Origin of the sequence: Paraburkholderia acidipaludis NBRC 101816 (assembly GCF_000684975.1) — a bacterium.
Lineage (GTDB): Bacteria > Pseudomonadota > Gammaproteobacteria > Burkholderiales > Burkholderiaceae > Paraburkholderia > Paraburkholderia acidipaludis.
The window spans coordinates 1-18,645 of the sequence record NZ_BAXZ01000041.1 but is presented as its reverse complement, the minus strand read 5'-3'; the positions used below and the strand labels follow the sequence as shown (position 1 = coordinate 18,645).

Here is an 18,645-nt window from a genome sequence, read left to right as displayed (position 1 = left end):
TTCGAATTTACCTTTTGCCATGTTTCTCTTCTTTCAAAAAAGTGGTGAATCGGTGACTGAGCGATGCGGACCAGGCCCGAAGCCCAGTCCGCCTTGCGCCGATGCTTACTTCGCCTTCGCGCTGATGATCGCGTCGGCCACGTTACGCGGTGCTTCTGCGTAGTGCTTGAATTCCATCGTGTACGTTGCGCGGCCTTGCGTCAGCGAGCGCAGCGACGTCGAGTAGCCGAACATTTCCGACAGCGGCACTTCGGCGCGAACGATCTTGCCGCCGCCCACCATGTCTTCCATGCCCTGGACGATACCGCGACGGCCCGACAGGTCGCCCATCACGTTGCCCATGTAGTCTTCCGGCGTTTCGACTTCGACAGCCATCATCGGTTCGAGGATGACCGGCTGCGCCTTGCGCATGGCTTCCTTGAACGCCATCGAGCCGGCCATGCGGAACGCGTTTTCGTTCGAGTCGACGTCGTGGTACGAACCGAACGTCAGGTGAACCTTCACGTCGACGACCGGGAAGCCCGCCAGCACGCCCGACTTCAGCGTATCGGCAATACCCTTGTCCACCGCCGGGATGTATTCACGCGGAATCACGCCGCCCTTGATCTCGTCCAGGAACTCGTAGCCCTTGCCCTGCTCGTTCGGCTCGAGCGTGATGACCGCGTGACCGTACTGGCCGCGACCGCCCGACTGCTTGACGAACTTGCCTTCGACGTCCTTCGCCGTGGCGCGGATCGTTTCGCGGTACGCAACCTGCGGCTTGCCGACGGTCGCTTCCACGCCGAATTCGCGCTTCATGCGGTCGACCAGAATTTCGAGGTGGAGCTCGCCCATACCCGAAATGATGGTCTGGCCCGACTCCTCGTCCGTCTGGACGCGGAACGACGGATCTTCCTGCGCCAGGCGATTGAGCGCGAGGCCCATCTTTTCCTGGTCCGGCTTCGTCTTCGGCTCGACGGCCTGCGAGATCACCGGCTCCGGGAACACCATGCGCTCCAGAACGATCGGGTTCGCCGGGTCGCACAGCGTGTCGCCCGTGGTCGCTTCCTTCAGGCCGACAGCAGCAGCGATATCGCCCGCGCGAACTTCCTTGATTTCTTCGCGGTTGTTCGCGTGCATCTGCAGAATACGGCCGAGGCGTTCCTTCTTGCCCTTGGTCGAGTTCAGCACCGTGTCACCCGAGTTGACGACGCCCGAGTACGCGCGGAAGAAGATCAGCTGGCCGACGAACGGGTCGGTCATGATCTTGAACGCGAGCGCCGAGAACTTCTCGTCGTCCGACGCACGGCGCTCAGCCGTTTCGCCGTTTTCGAGCTCGCCCTTGACCGGGGGGATGTCCACCGGCGACGGCAGGAAGTCGATCACGGCGTCGAGCATGCGCTGCACGCCCTTGTTCTTGAACGCGGTGCCGCACAGCATCGGCTGGATTTCGCACGCGATCGTACGGTCGCGCAGTGCCTTGACGACTTCGGCTTCCGAGAGCTCTTCGCCGCCGAGGTACTTTTCCATCAGCTCTTCGCTGGCTTCGGCTGCCGACTCGATCATCTTCTCGCGCCACTCGTTGCACGTTTCAACGAGTTCGGCCGGGATGTCGACGTAGTCGAACTTCGTGCCTTGCGACGCTTCGTCCCAAATGATCGCCTTCATCTTCAGGAGGTCGACGACGCCCTTGAAGGTCTCTTCCGAGCCGATCGGCACCACGACAGGAACCGGGTTTGCCTTCAGGCGGGTCTTCAGCTGGTCGTAGACCTTGAAGAAGTTCGCGCCGGTACGGTCCATCTTGTTGACGAACGCGAGACGGGGCACCTTGTACTTGTTCGCCTGGCGCCACACCGTTTCCGACTGCGGCTGCACGCCGCCCACTGCGCAGTAGACCATGCATGCGCCGTCGAGCACGCGCATCGAGCGCTCGACTTCGATCGTGAAGTCGACGTGGCCCGGGGTGTCGATGATGTTGATGCGGTGTTCCGGATAGTTGCCGCCCATGCCCTTCCAGAAAGCCGTGGTAGCAGCGGAGGTAATCGTGATGCCACGCTCCTGCTCCTGCTCCATCCAGTCCATGGTGGCGGCGCCGTCGTGAACTTCACCAATCTTGTGGTTCACGCCGGTGTAGAACAGAATGCGCTCGGTCGTCGTCGTTTTGCCGGCGTCGATGTGAGCGCTAATACCGATGTTGCGGTAGCGCTCGATAGGAGTCTTGCGAGCCACTTTGATCCTCTATGGGGAGGGGCGCGCCGGGAACAATCCCAACGCGCCTGAACACAAACGGGCGAGGCGCTGGATAAGCGCACCCGCCCGGAATTTTTTCCGCTTTGGAGCCAACCCGGAGTAGGGCTTTCTCTTAGAAGCGGAAGTGCGAGAACGCCTTGTTCGCTTCTGCCATCCGGTGAACTTCGTCGCGCTTCTTCATTGCGCCGCCGCGGCCTTCGGCCGCTTCGGTAAGTTCACCTGCCAGACGCAGGGCCATCGACTTCTCGCTGCGCTTCTTCGCGGCTTCACGCAGCCAACGCATCGCCAATGCCATACGACGCGAGGGGCGCACTTCGACCGGAACCTGATAGTTCGCACCACCAACGCGGCGGCTCTTCACTTCCACCACCGGCTTCACGTTGTTGAGCGCGACAGTGAACACTTCCAGCGGGTCCTTGCCACCCTTGGTCTGGATCTGTTCGAAAGCGCCGTACACGATACGCTCGGCAACCGACTTCTTGCCGGAGAGCATCAGCACGTTCATGAACTTGGCTACATCAACGTTGCCGAACTTCGGATCCGGCAACACTTCCCGCTTGGGGACTTCGCGACGACGCGGCATGTTTCTTCCTTTAACTTTTCAGTTGAAGCGCGGGTTGAATCCCTGGCGCTCCGCGGTCACCAACTAACCCGATTCATCTCACGACTTACCAGCCTGGTCGGGTGACCACTTACTCGACAGCACCGGCCAATCCGGCACCACCGCCTGTATCGCCTCGCACTTTCGACAAGCGCGGACGACCCTTCTGTAATGCTTACTTCGCAGCCTTCGCGCGCTTGGCGCCGTACTTCGAACGAGCCTGCTTACGATCCTTGACGCCCTGGGTATCCAGCGAGCCGCGAACCATGTGGTAACGCACACCCGGCAAGTCCTTCACACGGCCGCCGCGAATCAGCACGACCGAGTGTTCTTGCAGGTTGTGGCCTTCACCACCGATGTACGAAATGACTTCGAAGCCGTTCGTCAGGCGCACCTTGGCGACCTTACGGAGTGCCGAGTTCGGCTTCTTCGGCGTCGTCGTGTACACACGGGTGCACACGCCGCGACGCTGCGGGCAGTCCTGCAGGGCCGGCGACTTGCTCTTCGTAGCTTCCGAAGCGCGGCCTTTGCGAACCAGTTGATTGATGGTTGGCATTGTTTATTCCTGAAATTGAACAAAATCGGCGCATTTATTTCCGGGCAAAGCGGAAAACCACGCGCAATCGATCCGGAACCCGTAATGTGGAGTACCCACAGACGTTTGCTTCCCACCATTCAGATGGCGAGCGCAGACGTCCCAAGAACCGGAACCCAGCATGATATTCCGAAAATGCCAAGCAAGTCAATGGCTTGCGACTTTCGGAGAACGGCGACAAGCGGAAGCCGCTTATTCGTCGCCTACCACCTCGACGAGCTCCTCGCCAAAGCGTTCGAGCTTGCGCGCGCCGATGCCGGGAATCTCGCGCAGTTCGTCGACGGACTCAGGTCCGTTGCGGGCAATCTCCGCCAGCGTGGCGTCGTGGAAAATGACATAAGCCGGCACGCCCTCGCTCTTCGCCGTTTCGGTGCGCCACAGACGCAGGCGGTCCCAGCGCGAACGCTGGCGCGGGCTCATGCCGAGGGTCGGATCGGCGCGCTCGCTCGTGCGGCCCGACGACTGGCGCGTGCGCTGCGGCTTGACGTAGCGGCGCATCGTCACTTTCTGCTCGCCCTTGAGGACAGGCTTGCTCGCTTCGGTCAGCACGAGCGAGCCGAAGCCGTCGTGATCGACGGCGAGAAAACCGAACGCCACAAGCTGCCGGAAAATCGCGCGCCACTCGGCTTCTGCGAGCGCCGCGCCGATGCCGAATGTCGAAATCTTCTCGTGGCCGCGCTGCAGGATCTTTTCGTTGCGGTTGCCACGCAGGATATCGATGAGATGGCCGGCGCCAAAATTGAAGCCGCTCGCGCGCTGTGCCCGGAACACGCACGAGAGCGCCATCTGCGCCTCGCGCGTGGCGTCCCACGTGGCGGGCGGCTCGAGGCACGTGTCGCAGTTGCCGCAGGGCTTGCTCTCTTCGCCGAAGTAGGCGAGCAGCCGCACGCGGCGGCACGACGCGGTTTCGCACAGGCCGAGCAGCGCGTCCAGCTTGCCGGTCTGTACGCGCTTGTGGGCCTCGTCCGCGTCGGATTCGTCGATCATCTTGCGCTGCTGGACGACGTCGCCGAGGCCATAGGCCATCCATGCGTTCGCCGCGAGCCCGTCGCGGCCCGCGCGGCCTGTTTCCTGGTAATAGCCTTCCACGCTCTTGGGCAGATCGAGGTGCGCGACGAAGCGCACATCGGGTTTGTCGATGCCCATACCGAAGGCGATCGTCGCGCACATCACGACGCCTTCCTCGCGCTGAAACATCTCCTGATGCTGCTGGCGTACTTCGAACTCCATACCGGCGTGATAAGGCAGCGCGCGAACACCCTGCCCCTTCAGCCATTCCGCGGTCTCCTCGACCTTGCGGCGCGAGAGACAGTAGACAACGCCGGCGTCCGTCGTGCCGTCGGCGCGCGTATGCTCGGCGCGGATGAAGTCGAGCAGCTGCGTGCGCGCGTTGTCCTTTTCGACAATGCGGTAGCGGATGTTCGGCCTGTCGAAGCTCGATACGAAAATACGCGCGTCGTCGAGCGCGAGGCGGTGCACGATCTCGTCGCGCGTGATCGCGTCCGCCGTAGCGGTGAGCGCGATGCGCGGAACGTTCGAGAACCGCTCGTGCAGCACCGAGAGCTGAATGTACTCGGGCCGGAAGTCGTGCCCCCATTGGGACACGCAATGAGCCTCGTCGATCGCGAAAAGACCGATGCGCGCGCGTTCGAGCAGATCGAGAAAACGCGGCGTCATGAGCCGCTCCGGCGCGACGTAGAGCAGGTCGATGTCGCCCTCGCGCAGCGCGCGCTCGGTGGCGGCGGCCTCGGCCCCGGAGAGCGTCGAGTTGAGGTACGCGGCGCGCACGCCCACTTCGGTGAGCGCCGCCACCTGGTCCTGCATGAGTGCGATGAGCGGGGAAACGACGATGCCGGCACCATGGCCGGCCTCGTGGCGCACGAGCGCCGGGATCTGATAGCAGAGCGACTTGCCGCCGCCGGTGGGCATGAGCACCAGCGAATCTCCGCCAGCCGCGACATGCTCGACGATCTCGGCTTGCTGCCCTCTAAAGGCGGGATAACCGAAGACTTCGTTGAGGATTTCGAGGGAGCGGGACATGAAGGCGGCGACGGGTCGGTAGAAAAGCGCGAAGCAAAGGCAGTGGACCGGATTTTACCAACCCGGGCGTGCCTTGACCGCCATGGCCGCGAAGATTGGCCGTTCGGCCTGGGAAATGCAGGGGAAAGACGAGGAAAACGCGCGTCCTGGCCTTGCCTCAGGGCATGCGCCGTCCGGCGCGCTGAAGCGCACCGACAATCGTCACGATACCGGCCACGATCGCGACAGCCACGAGCAGGCCCACCGGCAACAGCACGACACCGCCCGCCACGAGCAGGAGCGAGCCGAGCGCAAGCAGTACGGCGCCCATCTTCACCTTGCCGGCGAGCTGCATGATGAAGCCGATGATCAGGAACGCCCAGAGGACGAGGAACGTCGCGAAGAACATCGCGGCCGACTGCGCCCCGACGCTATGCAGCAGATGCGAAAAAATGGCGATGCACGCCACCAGATTCAGGATGAGACCGACCCCGACCAACCACATGATTACCGCCTCCAGATTCAGATAACACCATCCGTGCCGTACGAAGATCCGCACGAGCGCAGACGTGGCGCGCTACGTTAGCACGCGGCACTCCGGCACGCAGCGGGCCGCGCCAGCACTGCGGCACGAGGCCGCAGTCCACACAACCCGGAGCCGCCACAAATAAAAAAAGCCGTCCGGTCGAAACCGGACGGCTTTGCGACGCCATATCGGCGAAGTTTCGGCAGGAGGCGGCTGGCGCCGCCACGTTGCTTACTCGTCCGTCGTATGCGGCTGTTGCGGCTCCTCGACAGCCGGCGTTTCCGGCGTGCCGAACTCGAACGCTTCTTCCGCTGCGATCTGGTCGAAACGCTCGCGATCCGACGATTCCTTCGCCTTGCGTGCCTTGTGGAACGCGAGACCCGTACCGGCCGGGATCAGGCGGCCGACGATCACGTTTTCCTTCAGACCGCGCAGATCGTCGCGCTTGCCCATGATCGCCGCTTCGGTCAGCACGCGGGTCGTTTCCTGGAACGATGCCGCCGAGATGAACGAGTCGGTCGAGAGCGATGCCTTCGTGATACCGAGCAGCACGTTCTCGTACGTTGCCGGACGCTTGTCTTCCGCGTTCATCTTGTCGTTTTCGTCGAGCATGTCCGAGCGCTCGACCTGTTCGCCAGGGATGAAACGCGTATCGCCGTTGTCGGTGATCTGCACGCGGCGCAGCATCTGACGCACGATCACTTCGATGTGCTTGTCGTTGATCTTCACGCCCTGCAGACGGTACACGTCCTGCACTTCGTCCACGATGTAACGCGACAGCGCCTCGATACCCTGCAGACGCAGGATGTCGTGCGGATCGGCCGGGCCGTCCACGATCATTTCGCCCTTGTTGACGACCTGACCGTCGTGGACCAGCACCTGCTTTTCCTTCGCAATCAGGAACTCGTGCTGATTGCCCTCGAGGTCCGTGATGACGAGACGCTGCTTGCCCTTCGTGTCCTTACCGAACGACGTCGTACCCGTGACTTCCGCCAGGATACCCGCGTCCTTCGGCGAACGTGCTTCGAACAGTTCTGCCACACGCGGCAGACCACCGGTAATGTCACGCGTCTTCTGCGCTTCGGTCGGGATACGTGCAAGCACTTCACCCACCTGAACCTGCTGACCGTCCTTCACGGTGATCAGTGCGCCGACCTGGAAGCCGATCTGCACCGAGTGCTCCGTGCCCGGAATCTTCACTTCTTCGCCATTCGCATCGATCAGCTTGACCTGCGGACGCACGCTCTTCGAAGCCTGCGAGCCGCGGCGCTTCACGTCGATCACCACGAGGGTCGACAGACCCGTCACGTCGTCGATCTGCTTCGCCACGGTCACGCCTTCCTCGACGTTCTCGAACTTCACCGTACCACCGTACTCGGTGATGATCGGGCGCGTAAGCGGATCCCACGTTGCAAGCTGCGTGCCGGCCTTGATCGCCGCGCCATCGAGCTGCAGCAGCGTCGCGCCGTACGGCACCTTGTGACGCTCGCGCTCGCGGCCGTGATCGTCGGCGATGATCGCTTCGCCCGAACGCGAGATGACGATCTGCTCGCCCTTCGCGTTCGTGACGTAACGCATCGTCGCCGTGAAACGGACCGTACCGTTCGACTTGGCTTCCACCGACGAAGCGACTGCCGCACGCGACGCCGCACCACCGATGTGGAACGTACGCATCGTGAGCTGCGTGCCCGGTTCGCCGATCGACTGCGCCGCGATCACGCCGACCGCTTCGCCGACGTTCACGCGCGAGCCGCGGCCGAGGTCACGGCCGTAGCACGCGGCGCACAGGCCATAACGCGTTTCGCAGGTGAGCGGCGTGCGCACGCGCACTTCGTCGATACCGAGGCTTTCGATCGTTTCGACCGCGTCTTCGTCGAGCAGGTCGCCTGCCGCGTAGATCGTTTCCTGCGTTTCCGGATTGACGACGTCCGCCACCGCAACGCGGCCAAGAATACGGTCACGCAGCGCTTCGACGACTTCACCGCCTTCCACGAGCGCCTTCATCGCCACGCCGTTCGACGTGCCGCAATCGTCCTCGACGACCACGAGATCCTGCGTCACGTCGACGAGACGACGCGTCAGGTAACCCGAGTTCGCGGTCTTCAGTGCCGTATCAGCCAGACCCTTACGTGCACCGTGGGTCGAGATGAAGTACTGCAACACGTTCAGACCTTCGCGGAAGTTCGCGGTAATCGGCGTTTCGATAATCGAGCCGTCCGGCTTCGCCATCAGGCCGCGCATACCCGCCAGCTGGCGAATCTGCGTCGCGGAACCCCGCGCGCCCGAGTCGGCCATCATGTAGATCGAGTTGAACGATTCCTGACGCGTCTCTTTCCCGTCGCGATCGGTGACCGGCTCCGTCGAGAGCTGCTCCATCATCGCCTTGCCGACCGCTTCCGACGTGTTCGACCAGATATCGACCACGTTGTTGTAGCGTTCCTGCGCGGTGACGAGACCCGACATGTACTGGCGGTCGTACTCCTTCACCTTCTTCGCGGCTTCGCCGACGATGGTTTCCTTCTGCGGCGGCACGAGCATGTCGTCCACGCAGATCGAAATACCGGCGCGCGTTGCAAGACGGAAGCCCGACTGCATCAGCTGGTCGGCGAAGATCACCGTTTCGCGCAGACCGCACTTGCGGAACGCGGTGTTGATCAGACGCGAGATTTCCTTCTTCTTCAGCGGCTTGTTCAGCACCGTGAACGGCAGGCCCGGCGGCAGGATTTCCGAGAGGATCGCGCGGCCAACCGTGGTCGCGTACAGCGAGATCTTCGGCACGAACGCCGGCGCGCCTTCGCTCTTGTCTTCGTTGTGGACCATTTCCGTGATCCGCACGTTGACGCGCGAGGCCAGCTCGACTTCCTTGTTCTCGTAGGCGCGCAACACTTCCGACACGCCCGTGAACGTCATGCCTTCGCCCTTGCCGTTGACCGCTTCACGCGTGGCGTAGTACAGGCCCAGCACGATATCCTGCGACGGCACGATCGACGGATCACCGTTGGCCGGGAACAGGACGTTGTTCGACGCGAGCATGAGCGTGCGCGCTTCCATCTGCGCTTCGAGCGACAGCGGAACGTGAACGGCCATCTGGTCGCCGTCGAAGTCGGCGTTGAACGCCGCGCAAACGAGCGGGTGCAGTTGGATTGCCTTACCTTCGATCAGCACCGGCTCGAAAGCCTGAATGCCAAGACGGTGCAGCGTCGGCGCACGGTTCAGCATGACCGGATGCTCGCGGATCACCTCTTCGAGGATGTCCCACACCACCGGCGTCTGGTTCTCGACTTCCTTCTTCGCAGCCTTGATGGTCGTGGCAACGCCCATCGTTTCCAGCTTGTTGAAGATGAACGGCTTGAACAGTTCGAGCGCCATCAGCTTCGGCAGACCGCACTGGTGCAGCTTGAGCGTCGGACCCACCACGATGACCGAACGGCCCGAGTAGTCCACACGCTTACCGAGCAGGTTCTGACGGAAGCGACCGCCCTTACCCTTGATCATGTCGGCGAGCGACTTGAGCGGACGCTTGTTCGCGCCCGTCATCGCCTTGCCGCGACGGCCGTTGTCGAGCAGCGAGTCAACCGCTTCCTGGAGCATCCGCTTTTCGTTGCGGACGATGATCTCCGGCGCCTTGAGCTCGAGCAGACGCTTCAGACGGTTGTTACGGTTGATGACGCGGCGATACAGGTCGTTCAGGTCCGAGGTCGCGAAGCGGCCGCCGTCCAGCGGCACGAGCGGACGCAGTTCCGGCGGCAGCACGGGCAGCACTTCGAGCACCATCCATTCGGGCTTGATGCCCGAACGCTGGAAGGCCTCGAGCACCTTCAGGCGCTTCGCATACTTCTTGATTTTCGCTTCCGAGCCGGTGTTCTTCAGCTCGGTGCGCAGCGTTTCGACCTGTTCGTCGATGTTGATCGCGCGCAGCAACTCGCGCACGCCTTCCGCGCCCATTTCGGCGCGGAATTCGTCACCATACTCTTCGACCTTGTTGTAGTAATCCTCTTCGGTCATGATCTGCCGCGCTTTCAGCGGCGTCATGCCCGGTTCGATCACCACGTATGCTTCGAAGTACAGCACGCGCTCGATGTCGCGCAGCGTCATGTCGAGCACCATGCCCAGACGCGACGGCAGCGACTTCAGGAACCAGATGTGCGCGACCGGCGAGGCCAGCTCGATGTGGCCCATGCGTTCGCGACGCACCTTGGCGAGCGTGACTTCCACGCCGCACTTCTCGCAGATCACGCCACGGTGCTTCAGGCGCTTGTACTTGCCGCACAGGCACTCGTAGTCCTTGATCGGCCCGAAGATCTTCGCGCAGAACAGACCATCGCGTTCCGGCTTAAACGTGCGGTAGTTGATCGTCTCCGGCTTCTTCACTTCGCCGAACGACCACGAGCGGATCTTGTCCGGCGAGGCCAGACCGATCTTGATCGCGTCAAAAACTTCTTCTTGTTGGACTTGCTTGAATAGATCGAGCAGAGCTTTCATTGCCTTCTCTCCGTAGTCCGATTAGTTGCGGTCGAGGTCGATGTCGATACCGAGCGAGCGGATTTCCTTCACCAGCACGTTGAAGGATTCCGGCATGCCTGCATCGATCACGTGGTCGCCCTTGACGAGGTTCTCGTACACCTTCGTCCGGCCCGTCACGTCGTCCGACTTCACCGTCAACATTTCCTGCAGCACGTACGAAGCGCCATACGCTTCGAGCGCCCACACTTCCATTTCACCGAAGCGCTGGCCACCGAACTGCGCCTTACCACCCAGCGGCTGCTGCGTGACGAGCGAGTACGGGCCCGTCGAACGCGCGTGCATCTTGTCGTCGACAAGGTGGTGCAGCTTCAGGTAGTGCATGTAGCCGACAGTGACCGTACGCTCGAAGGCTTCACCCGTGCGGCCGTCGTACAGACGCACCTGGTTCTTCGACTTCGTCATGCCGAGGTTCTGCGCGATATCGTCCGGATAGGCGAGGTCGAGCATCTTCGACATTTCCTCTTCGGTCGCACCGTCGAACACCGGCGTCGCGAACGGCACGCCTTCACGCAGGTTCCGCGCGAGTTCGAGAATCTCGTCGTCGCTGAAGCTGTCCAGATCTTCCGCGTGACCCGACTCGTTGTAGATCTTCGTGAGGAACGCGCGCACTTCCGCGACCTTCGTCTGACGCTGCAGCATTTCGCCGATACGCCAGCCGAGGCCCTTCGCGGCCCAGCCGAGATGCACTTCGAGAACCTGACCCACGTTCATCCGTGACGGCACGCCGAGCGGGTTCAGCACGACGTCGGCCGGACGGCCGTCGGCCATGTACGGCATGTCTTCGATCGGAACGATCTTCGACACCACACCCTTGTTACCGTGACGGCCTGCCATCTTGTCGCCAGGCTGCAGACGGCGCTTCACCGCGAGGTACACCTTGACCATCTTCAGCACGCCCGGCGGCAGTTCGTCGCCTTGCGTGAGCTTCTTGCGCTTCTCTTCGAAGGCCAGATCGAACTGGTGACGCTTCTCTTCGATCGAGTTCTTGATCGCTTCGAGCTGCGCCGCTGCTTCTTCGTCCGCGAGGCGGATGTCGAACCAGTGGTAGTGATCCAGATCTTCGAGGTACGCGCGCTCGATCTTCGTGCCCTTCGCGAGCTTCTTCGGACCGCCGTTCGCCACCTTGCCTTCGAGCATGCGGGCGAGACGCTGGAACGCGTCGCCTTCCACGATGCGCAGCTGGTCGTTCAGGTCGAGGCGATAGCGCTTCAGTTCATCGTCGATGATCTGCTGGGCGCGCTTGTCGCGCTGGATGCCTTCGCGCGTAAACACCTGCACGTCGATGACCGTGCCGCTCATGCCCGAGGGCACGCGCAGCGACGTGTCCTTCACGTCCGAAGCCTTCTCGCCGAAGATCGCGCGCAGCAGCTTTTCTTCCGGCGTGAGCTGGGTTTCGCCCTTCGGCGTGACCTTGCCCACCAGCACGTCGCCCGCTTCGACTTCCGCGCCGATGTACACGATGCCCGACTCGTCGAGACGGCCAAGCTGCACTTCCGCGAGGTTCGAGATGTCGCGCGTGATTTCTTCCGGTCCGAGCTTCGTGTCGCGTGCAACGACATTCAGTTCTTCGATGTGGATCGACGTGTAACGATCGTCCGCAACCACCTTCTCCGAGATCAGGATCGAGTCTTCGAAGTTGTAGCCGTTCCACGGCATGAACGCGATCAGCATGTTCTGGCCGAGCGCGAGCTCGCCCAGATCGGTCGATGCGCCGTCGGCCAGCACGTCGCCGCGCGCAACCTTGTCGCCCATCTTCACGATCGGACGCTGGTTGATGTTCGTGTTCTGGTTCGAACGCGTGTACTTGATGAGGTTGTAGATATCCACGCCGACTTCACCGGCAACGGCTTCATCATCGTTCACGCGAATCACGATACGGCCCGCGTCGACGTAGTCGACCACGCCGCCGCGCAGCGCCTGAACCGTCGTGCCCGAGTCGACCGCAACGGTGCGCTCGATACCCGTACCGACGACCGGCTTTTCCGGACGCAGGCAAGGCACGGCCTGACGCTGCATGTTCGAACCCATCAGTGCGCGGTTCGCGTCATCGTGCTCGAGGAACGGAATCAGCGAAGCTGCAACCGAAACGATCTGCGACGGCGCCACGTCCATGTACTGGATGCGGTCCGGCGTGACCATCAGCGTTTCGCCCGCTTCACGCGACGAGACGAGTTCGTCGGTCAGCGTGCCGTCGTCGGCCACCGCCGCGTTCGCCTGAGCGATCACGTAACGGCCTTCTTCGATCGCCGAGAGGTAGTCGATCTGGTCGGTCACCTTGCCGTCCGCGACCTTGCGATACGGCGTTTCGAGGAAGCCGTATTCGTTCAGGTGCGCGTACAGAGCGAGCGAGTTGATCAGGCCGATGTTCGGACCTTCCGGCGTCTCGATCGGGCACACGCGGCCATAGTGGGTCGGGTGCACGTCGCGGACTTCGAAGCCTGCGCGCTCACGCGTCAGACCGCCCGGGCCCAGTGCGGAAACACGACGCTTGTGCGTGATTTCCGAGAGCGGGTTGGTCTGGTCCATGAACTGCGACAGCTGCGACGAACCGAAGAACTCGCGAATCGCCGACGAAATCGGCTTCGAGTTGATCAGATCGTGCGGCATCAGGTTTTCGCTTTCGGCCTGGCCGAGGCGTTCCTTCACCGCACGCTCGACACGCACGAGACCCGCGCGGAACTGGTTCTCCGCGAGTTCGCCCACGCAACGCACACGACGGTTGCCGAGGTGGTCGATGTCGTCCACTTCGCCCTTGCCGTTACGCAGCTCGACGAGGATCTTGATGGTCGCGAGGATGTCGTCGTCCTGCAGCGTCATCGGGCCGACGATTTCGTCACGGCCCACGCGGCGGTTGAACTTCATACGACCCACCTTCGAGAGGTCGTACGCTTCTTCGCTGTAGAACAGGCGATTGAACAGCGCCTCAACGGCTTCTTCGGTCGGCGGCTCGCCCGGACGCATCATGCGGTAGATCGCGATGCGCGCCGCGGTCTGGTCGGCGGTTTCGTCGATACGCAGCGTCGACGAGATGTACGGACCCTGGTCCAGATCGTTCGTGTAGAGCGTCTGAATGTCCTTGATCTTCGCTTCGCGCAGCTTCTCGAGCACGCTTTCGGTGATTTCGTCGTTCGCGTTCGCGATGACTTCACCGGTATCACCATCGACGACGTTCTTCGCAAGAACGCGGCCGAGCAGATAATCTTCGGGAACCGAAATAAACGTGGTCTTCGCGTTTTCGAGGTCGCGGATGTGCTTCGCGTTGATCCGCTTGTCCTTCTGGACGATGACCTTGCCCTCGCGATCGCTGATGTCGAAGCGCGCGACTTCACCACGCAGACGCTCCGGCACGAACTCCATCTGCGCGCCTTCCGGCATCAGCGTGAAGTTGTCGAACACGAAGAAGTTCGCGAGGATCTGTTCCGGCGTGAGGCCAATGGCCTTCAGCAGGATCGTGACCGGCATCTTGCGGCGGCGGTCGACGCGGAAGTACAGCACGTCCTTCGGGTCGAATTCGAAATCGAGCCACGAACCGCGGTAAGGAATGATACGGGCCGAGAAAAGCAGCTTGCCCGAGCTGTGCGTCTTGCCCTTGTCGTGTTCGAAGAACACGCCAGGCGAGCGATGCAGCTGCGAGACGATGACACGCTCGGTGCCGTTGATGACGAACGAGCCCGTCGGCGTCATGAGCGGAATTTCGCCCATGTACACTTCCTGCTCCTTCACTTCCTTCACGACCGGCTTGCTCGGCGATTCCTTGTCGAGCAGGACGAGGCGCACCTTGGCACGCAGCGCCGAACAGTACGTCAGGCCACGCTGCTGGCATTCCTTGATATTGAATGCCGGCGGCGACAGCATGTAGCTGACGAACTCTAGACGAGCAAAGCCGTTATGGGAAACAATGGGAAAAACGGACGTGAACGCAGCCTGCAGACCTTCCGGTTTGCGTTGTACGGTCGGCGTTTCTGCTTGCAGAAACGTGCTGAATGATTCAAGCTGGGTAGCCAGCAGGAAAGGAACCTGGTGAACGATGGGGCGCTTCGCGAAACTCTTGCGAATACGCTTCTTCTCGGTGAAGGAATATTGCATACGATCTCCGAATCACGGCGGGTAGGACGACCCGAGTGTTCACCGACTGAGACCCGATGGCTGCGCGAGCCCTGGAAGCTTGGTGGTTGGCCTCTACCAACCGCTGGCTGACGGCAACGGATTTCGGCTTGTCATAACTTGCCCGCTGCCCGACCAAACTTGCCTTCTGCAGTCGCTTCAGAAGACAAAGAGAAGCGTCGTGCGCCTGGGTAGTGCTCTTGCAGCTTGCACCCGGCGAAAGACGTTTTTCTTTGGCTTCTGGGTTCCGCATCCCGCCTCCGACTCCTGAAAAATCGAACACAAAAACGCAGAATCCACAAAGCACAAAAAGGCCGGCGGTGTAAAAACCGCCAGCCTTCGCACAGCGCGCTGAAACTTACTTGATTTCAGCCTTCGCGCCGGCTTCTTCCAGCTTCTTCTTCGCTTCTTCAGCAGCAGCCTTGGGCACCGCTTCCTTCACGGGCTTCGGTGCACCGTCGACCAGATCCTTCGCTTCCTTCAAGCCGAGACCCGTCAGTTCGCGAACGGCCTTGATGACCGACACCTTGTTTGCGCCTGCTTCAAGCAGGTTGACCGTGAATTCGGTCTGCTCTTCAGCAGCTGCAGCTGCACCAGCGCCGCCTGCCGGGCCAGCGACTGCCACAGCAGCTGCCGACACGCCAAACTTCTCTTCGAAAGCCTTGACCAGTTCGTTCAGTTCGAGAACCGACATCGAGCCAACGGCTTCGAGGATGTCTTCTTTTGCGATTGCCATTTGAAATTACTCCAGATTTGAATTCGGAAACAGCTAGCGATCCTTCTCGCTTGCCCGTGTTCGTTCGCCGGCCTGAAATCAGGCAGCTTCTGCTTGCTTCTTCTCCGCCAGCGCGGCCAGAGCACGCGCCATGCCGGAAACCGGAGCTTGCATAACGAACAGCAGCTTCGAGAGCAGTTCTTCGCGGCTCGGGATGTTGGCCAGCGCTTGCACGCCCGCCTTGTCCATCACCTTGCCTTCGTAGGAACCGGCCTTGATGATCAACTTGTCATTGCCCTTGGCGAAGTCATTGACGACCTTCGCTGCAGCAATGGCATCTTCCGAGATGCCGTAGATCAGGGGACCAGTCATCTGCTCTGCCAGCGGAGCAAACGGGGTACCTTCAACGGCGCGACGCGCCAGCGTGTTCTTCAACACGCGGAGGTACACCTGCTGCTCACGCGCTTTCGCGCGCAGCTTGGTCAGATCGCCAACCGCGATTCCACGATACTCGGCCAACACGACGGTCTGAGCCTTCGCGACTTGCGCGGAGACTTCAGCCACGACGGCCTGCTTACCTTCTTTGTTCAGTGGCACGGTTAACCTCCAGATTCGACACCCATCGCTTTCGCACCTGCGTTTGCCATGCGTGCCGCATTCAACAACGGCGACCGACCAGTCCGGAGTAACTCAGTTTGCGTTCGTGGACGTTGCCGCCCGCTCCCGCTCGCTACAGCACTTCAAAACCTTTTCGGGTTCGCCATCTGCGTTGGCTTTGCATTAAGGAAACACCCAACTGCTGCATTTCCGCCAACGGTCTTTGACAACCGGTTGCACGATGCGAGACTGCCAGCGCACAACCGCCCAAAGCCCTTTAAATCCGCGCTGCGACCCTTTTGGGACCGCAGCGCGGCAAAACTATTACGCTGCGAGCGACGACTGATCGACGCGAACGCCGACGCCCATCGTGCTCGAAACCGCGATCTTGCGCAGGTACACGCCCTTGCTCGTTGCCGGCTTCGCCTTGGTCAGCGCGTCGAGGAGCGCGTCCAGGTTGGTGCGCAGCGCGGTCGGCTCAAACGATGCACGGCCGATGGTCGCGTGGATGATACCGGCCTTGTCGACACGGAACTGCACCTGACCCGCCTTCGCGTTCTTGACCGCGGTGGCGACGTCCGGCGTCACGGTGCCGACCTTCGGGTTCGGCATCAGGCCACGCGGGCCGAGAATCTGACCGAGCGTACCGACAACGCGCATCGTGTCCGGCGAAGCGATCACGATGTCGAAGTTCAGGTTGCCGCCCTTGATCTGCTCGGCGAGGTCTTCCATACCGACGATTTCGGCGCCGGCTGCCTTAGCCTGCTCGGCCTTCTCACCTTGCGCGAACACAGCAACGCGAACCGACTTGCCGGTGCCTGCGGGCAGCACGACCGAGCCGCGAACGACCTGGTCCGACTTCTTCGCATCGATGCCGAGTTGAACAGCGACGTCGATCGACTCGTCGAACTTCGCCGTGGCGCATTCCTTCACGAGCGACAGCGCGTCGGCGATCGGGTACAGCTTCTGGCTGTCGACCTTGGCGGCGAGTGCCTTTTGACGCTTCGAAACCTTAGCCATTTACACGCCCTCCACGACGATGCCCATCGAACGGGCGCTGCCAGCGATCGTGCGGACCGCTGCGTCCATATCCGCTGCCGTAAGATCCGGCATCTTGGTCTTGGCGATTTCTTCAGCCTGAGCGCGCGTGATCGTGGCAACCTTGTCGGTGTGCGGCTTGGCCGAACCCTTGTCGACCTTCGCTGCCTTCTTGATCAGAACCGTAGCCGGCGGCGTCTTCAGGATGAACGTGAAGCTCTTGTCCGCGAATGCCGTGATGACGACCGGCACCGGCAGACCCGGTTCCATCGCTTGAGTCTGCGCGTTGAACGCCTTGCAGAACTCCATGATGTTCAGGCCGCGCTGGCCCAGTGCGGGACCGACCGGCGGCGACGGGTTGGCTTTACCTGCAGGAATCTGCAGCTTGATAAAGCCGATGATTTTCTTTGCCATGTTGAAAACCTCGTTGGAACGCGTGAGCGTTCAGGTGAGTGATAGCGCGCTTTCGTCCGGCGTACTGCCGCTGCTGGACTACTGACGCTCCTCTACGGCCATAACGCGGACCGTAAGCACGAAAGAACGGGCCGCATCCGTAGACGTGACCCGTTGGAATTCGATTTACAGCTTTTCGACCTGGCCGAATTCAAGTTCGACCGGTGTGGCACGACCGAAAATGGTGACGGAAACCCGAACGCGCGATTTTTCGTAGTTCACTTCTTCGACGCTGCCATTGAAGTCCGTGAACGGACCGTCCTTCACACGAACCATCTCGCCGACTTCAAACAGGGTCTTGGGACGCGGCTTCTCCACGCCTTCCTGCATCTGCGACATGATCTTCTCGACTTCGCGCGGCGAAATCGGGCTCGGACGATTACGTGCCCCGCCGACGAAACCCGTTACCTTGGCCGTGTTCTTCACGAGGTGCCAAGTTTCGTCCGTCATTTCCATCTCGACCAGGACATAGCCCGGGAAGAAACGACGTTCGGTCACCGATTTGTGACCACCCTTCACCTCGACGACTTCCTCAGTCGGGACGAGAATCTGGCCAAACTTGTCCTGCATGCCAGCACGGTCGATGCGCTCCTGAAGCGCACGTTGCACGCTCTTCTCCATGCCGGAGTAGGCGTGCACGACGTACCAACGTTTTCCGCTCGGGGATGCCGGTGTATCGCTCATATCATTTCCAACCCAGAATCGCCGAGAAAATCACCCATTCGATGGACTTGTCGCAAATCCACAGAAAGATGGCCATTGCCAGCACAAAACCGAAGACCACGAGAGTCGTCTGCGTAGCCTCTTTGCGGGTCGGCCAGACGACCTTGCGAACTTCCTTGTACGAGTCTTTGGCAAACGCGATGAAGCTCTTGCCGGGCGCCGAAAGAAGACCGACTACCACCCCCGCGATCACACCAACTGCCAGTGCGGCACCGCGGACATACCACTCCTGGCTACCGAGCCAGTAGAACCCTACGAACCCGGCCAACACCAACAATACGCCCGCCGCAAGCATCAGCTTGTCGCTGGAAGTATTAACAGTTTCGACGGAAGGATTCGCCATAACACCTTAAAGAACAACGCGCTTAAGGCGCGGTAAGTTGGCAGGGGCAGAGGGAATCGAACCCCCAACCTTCGGTTTTGGAGACCGACGCTCTGCCAGTTGAGCTATACCCCTAAACCATTTGGGGTTGGCGGCTTCGCCAACCCCGGAAACAACCGATCAACGAGAACTAGCTGGC

Annotated in this window: 13 protein-coding genes and 1 tRNA gene; all 14 read right to left on the bottom strand. The window is 61.4% G+C overall.

The window, feature by feature from the left end; all coding sequences use genetic code 11:
• Window positions 1–105: 105 nt before the first annotated feature.
• The 14 genes from fusA to BAC01S_RS29300 all read right to left on the bottom strand — a co-directional run bounded on the left by fusA (window position 106) and on the right by BAC01S_RS29300 (window position 18,581).
• A complete protein-coding gene (gene fusA / locus BAC01S_RS29365) occupies window positions 106–2,208 on the bottom strand; it encodes an elongation factor G (RefSeq protein ID WP_027797955.1) in 2,103 nt (700 codons plus the stop codon).
• Window positions 2,209–2,341: 133 nt separating this feature from the next.
• Complete coding sequence (gene rpsG, locus BAC01S_RS29360) at window positions 2,342–2,812, bottom strand: 30S ribosomal protein S7 (protein ID WP_027797954.1); 471 nt, start codon at window positions 2,810–2,812, stop codon at window positions 2,342–2,344.
• Between the two features lie 193 nt (window positions 2,813–3,005).
• On the bottom strand, window positions 3,006–3,386 hold the full coding sequence (rpsL, locus tag BAC01S_RS29355; protein WP_027797953.1) for a 30S ribosomal protein S12: 381 nt from the start codon (window positions 3,384–3,386) through the stop codon (window positions 3,006–3,008).
• A gap of 231 nt (window positions 3,387–3,617) precedes the next feature.
• Entirely contained in the window at window positions 3,618–5,465 is a 1,848-nt protein-coding gene (gene recQ / locus BAC01S_RS29350) for a DNA helicase RecQ (RefSeq protein ID WP_027797952.1), read from the bottom strand.
• A 157-nt stretch (window positions 5,466–5,622) separates the two neighbouring features.
• Window positions 5,623–5,949 (bottom strand): hypothetical protein, encoded by a 327-nt coding sequence (locus tag BAC01S_RS29345; protein WP_027797951.1) that lies wholly within the window; start codon window positions 5,947–5,949, stop codon window positions 5,623–5,625.
• Window positions 5,950–6,201: 252 nt separating this feature from the next.
• On the bottom strand, window positions 6,202–10,452 hold the full coding sequence (gene rpoC, locus BAC01S_RS29340; RefSeq protein WP_027797950.1) for a DNA-directed RNA polymerase subunit beta': 4,251 nt from the start codon (window positions 10,450–10,452) through the stop codon (window positions 6,202–6,204).
• Window positions 10,453–10,473: 21 nt separating this feature from the next.
• Complete coding sequence (gene rpoB / locus BAC01S_RS29335; RefSeq protein ID WP_027797949.1) at window positions 10,474–14,580, bottom strand: DNA-directed RNA polymerase subunit beta; 4,107 nt, start codon at window positions 14,578–14,580, stop codon at window positions 10,474–10,476.
• Between the two features lie 376 nt (window positions 14,581–14,956).
• Entirely contained in the window at window positions 14,957–15,334 is a 378-nt protein-coding gene (rplL, locus tag BAC01S_RS29330) for a 50S ribosomal protein L7/L12 (RefSeq protein ID WP_027797948.1), read from the bottom strand.
• A 78-nt stretch (window positions 15,335–15,412) separates the two neighbouring features.
• Window positions 15,413–15,910: a 50S ribosomal protein L10 gene (gene rplJ / locus BAC01S_RS29325; RefSeq protein WP_027797947.1), complete on the bottom strand. Its 498-nt coding sequence runs from the start codon at window positions 15,908–15,910 to the stop codon at window positions 15,413–15,415.
• A 324-nt stretch (window positions 15,911–16,234) separates the two neighbouring features.
• On the bottom strand, window positions 16,235–16,930 hold the full coding sequence (gene rplA, locus BAC01S_RS29320; RefSeq protein WP_027797946.1) for a 50S ribosomal protein L1: 696 nt from the start codon (window positions 16,928–16,930) through the stop codon (window positions 16,235–16,237).
• A complete protein-coding gene (rplK, locus tag BAC01S_RS29315; protein ID WP_027797945.1) occupies window positions 16,931–17,362 on the bottom strand; it encodes a 50S ribosomal protein L11 in 432 nt (143 codons plus the stop codon). It abuts the gene before it with no gap.
• Window positions 17,363–17,527: 165 nt separating this feature from the next.
• The gene (nusG, locus tag BAC01S_RS29310) at window positions 17,528–18,085 is read right to left on the bottom strand and encodes a transcription termination/antitermination protein NusG (protein WP_027797944.1); all 558 of its coding nucleotides are present in this window, start codon (window positions 18,083–18,085) and stop codon (window positions 17,528–17,530) included.
• Between the two features lies 1 nt (window position 18,086).
• Window positions 18,087–18,467: a preprotein translocase subunit SecE gene (secE, locus tag BAC01S_RS29305; protein WP_027797943.1), complete on the bottom strand. Its 381-nt coding sequence runs from the start codon at window positions 18,465–18,467 to the stop codon at window positions 18,087–18,089.
• A gap of 38 nt (window positions 18,468–18,505) precedes the next feature.
• Window positions 18,506–18,581 (bottom strand) — tRNA-Trp (locus BAC01S_RS29300).
• Between the last annotated feature and the right edge of the window lie 64 nt (window positions 18,582–18,645).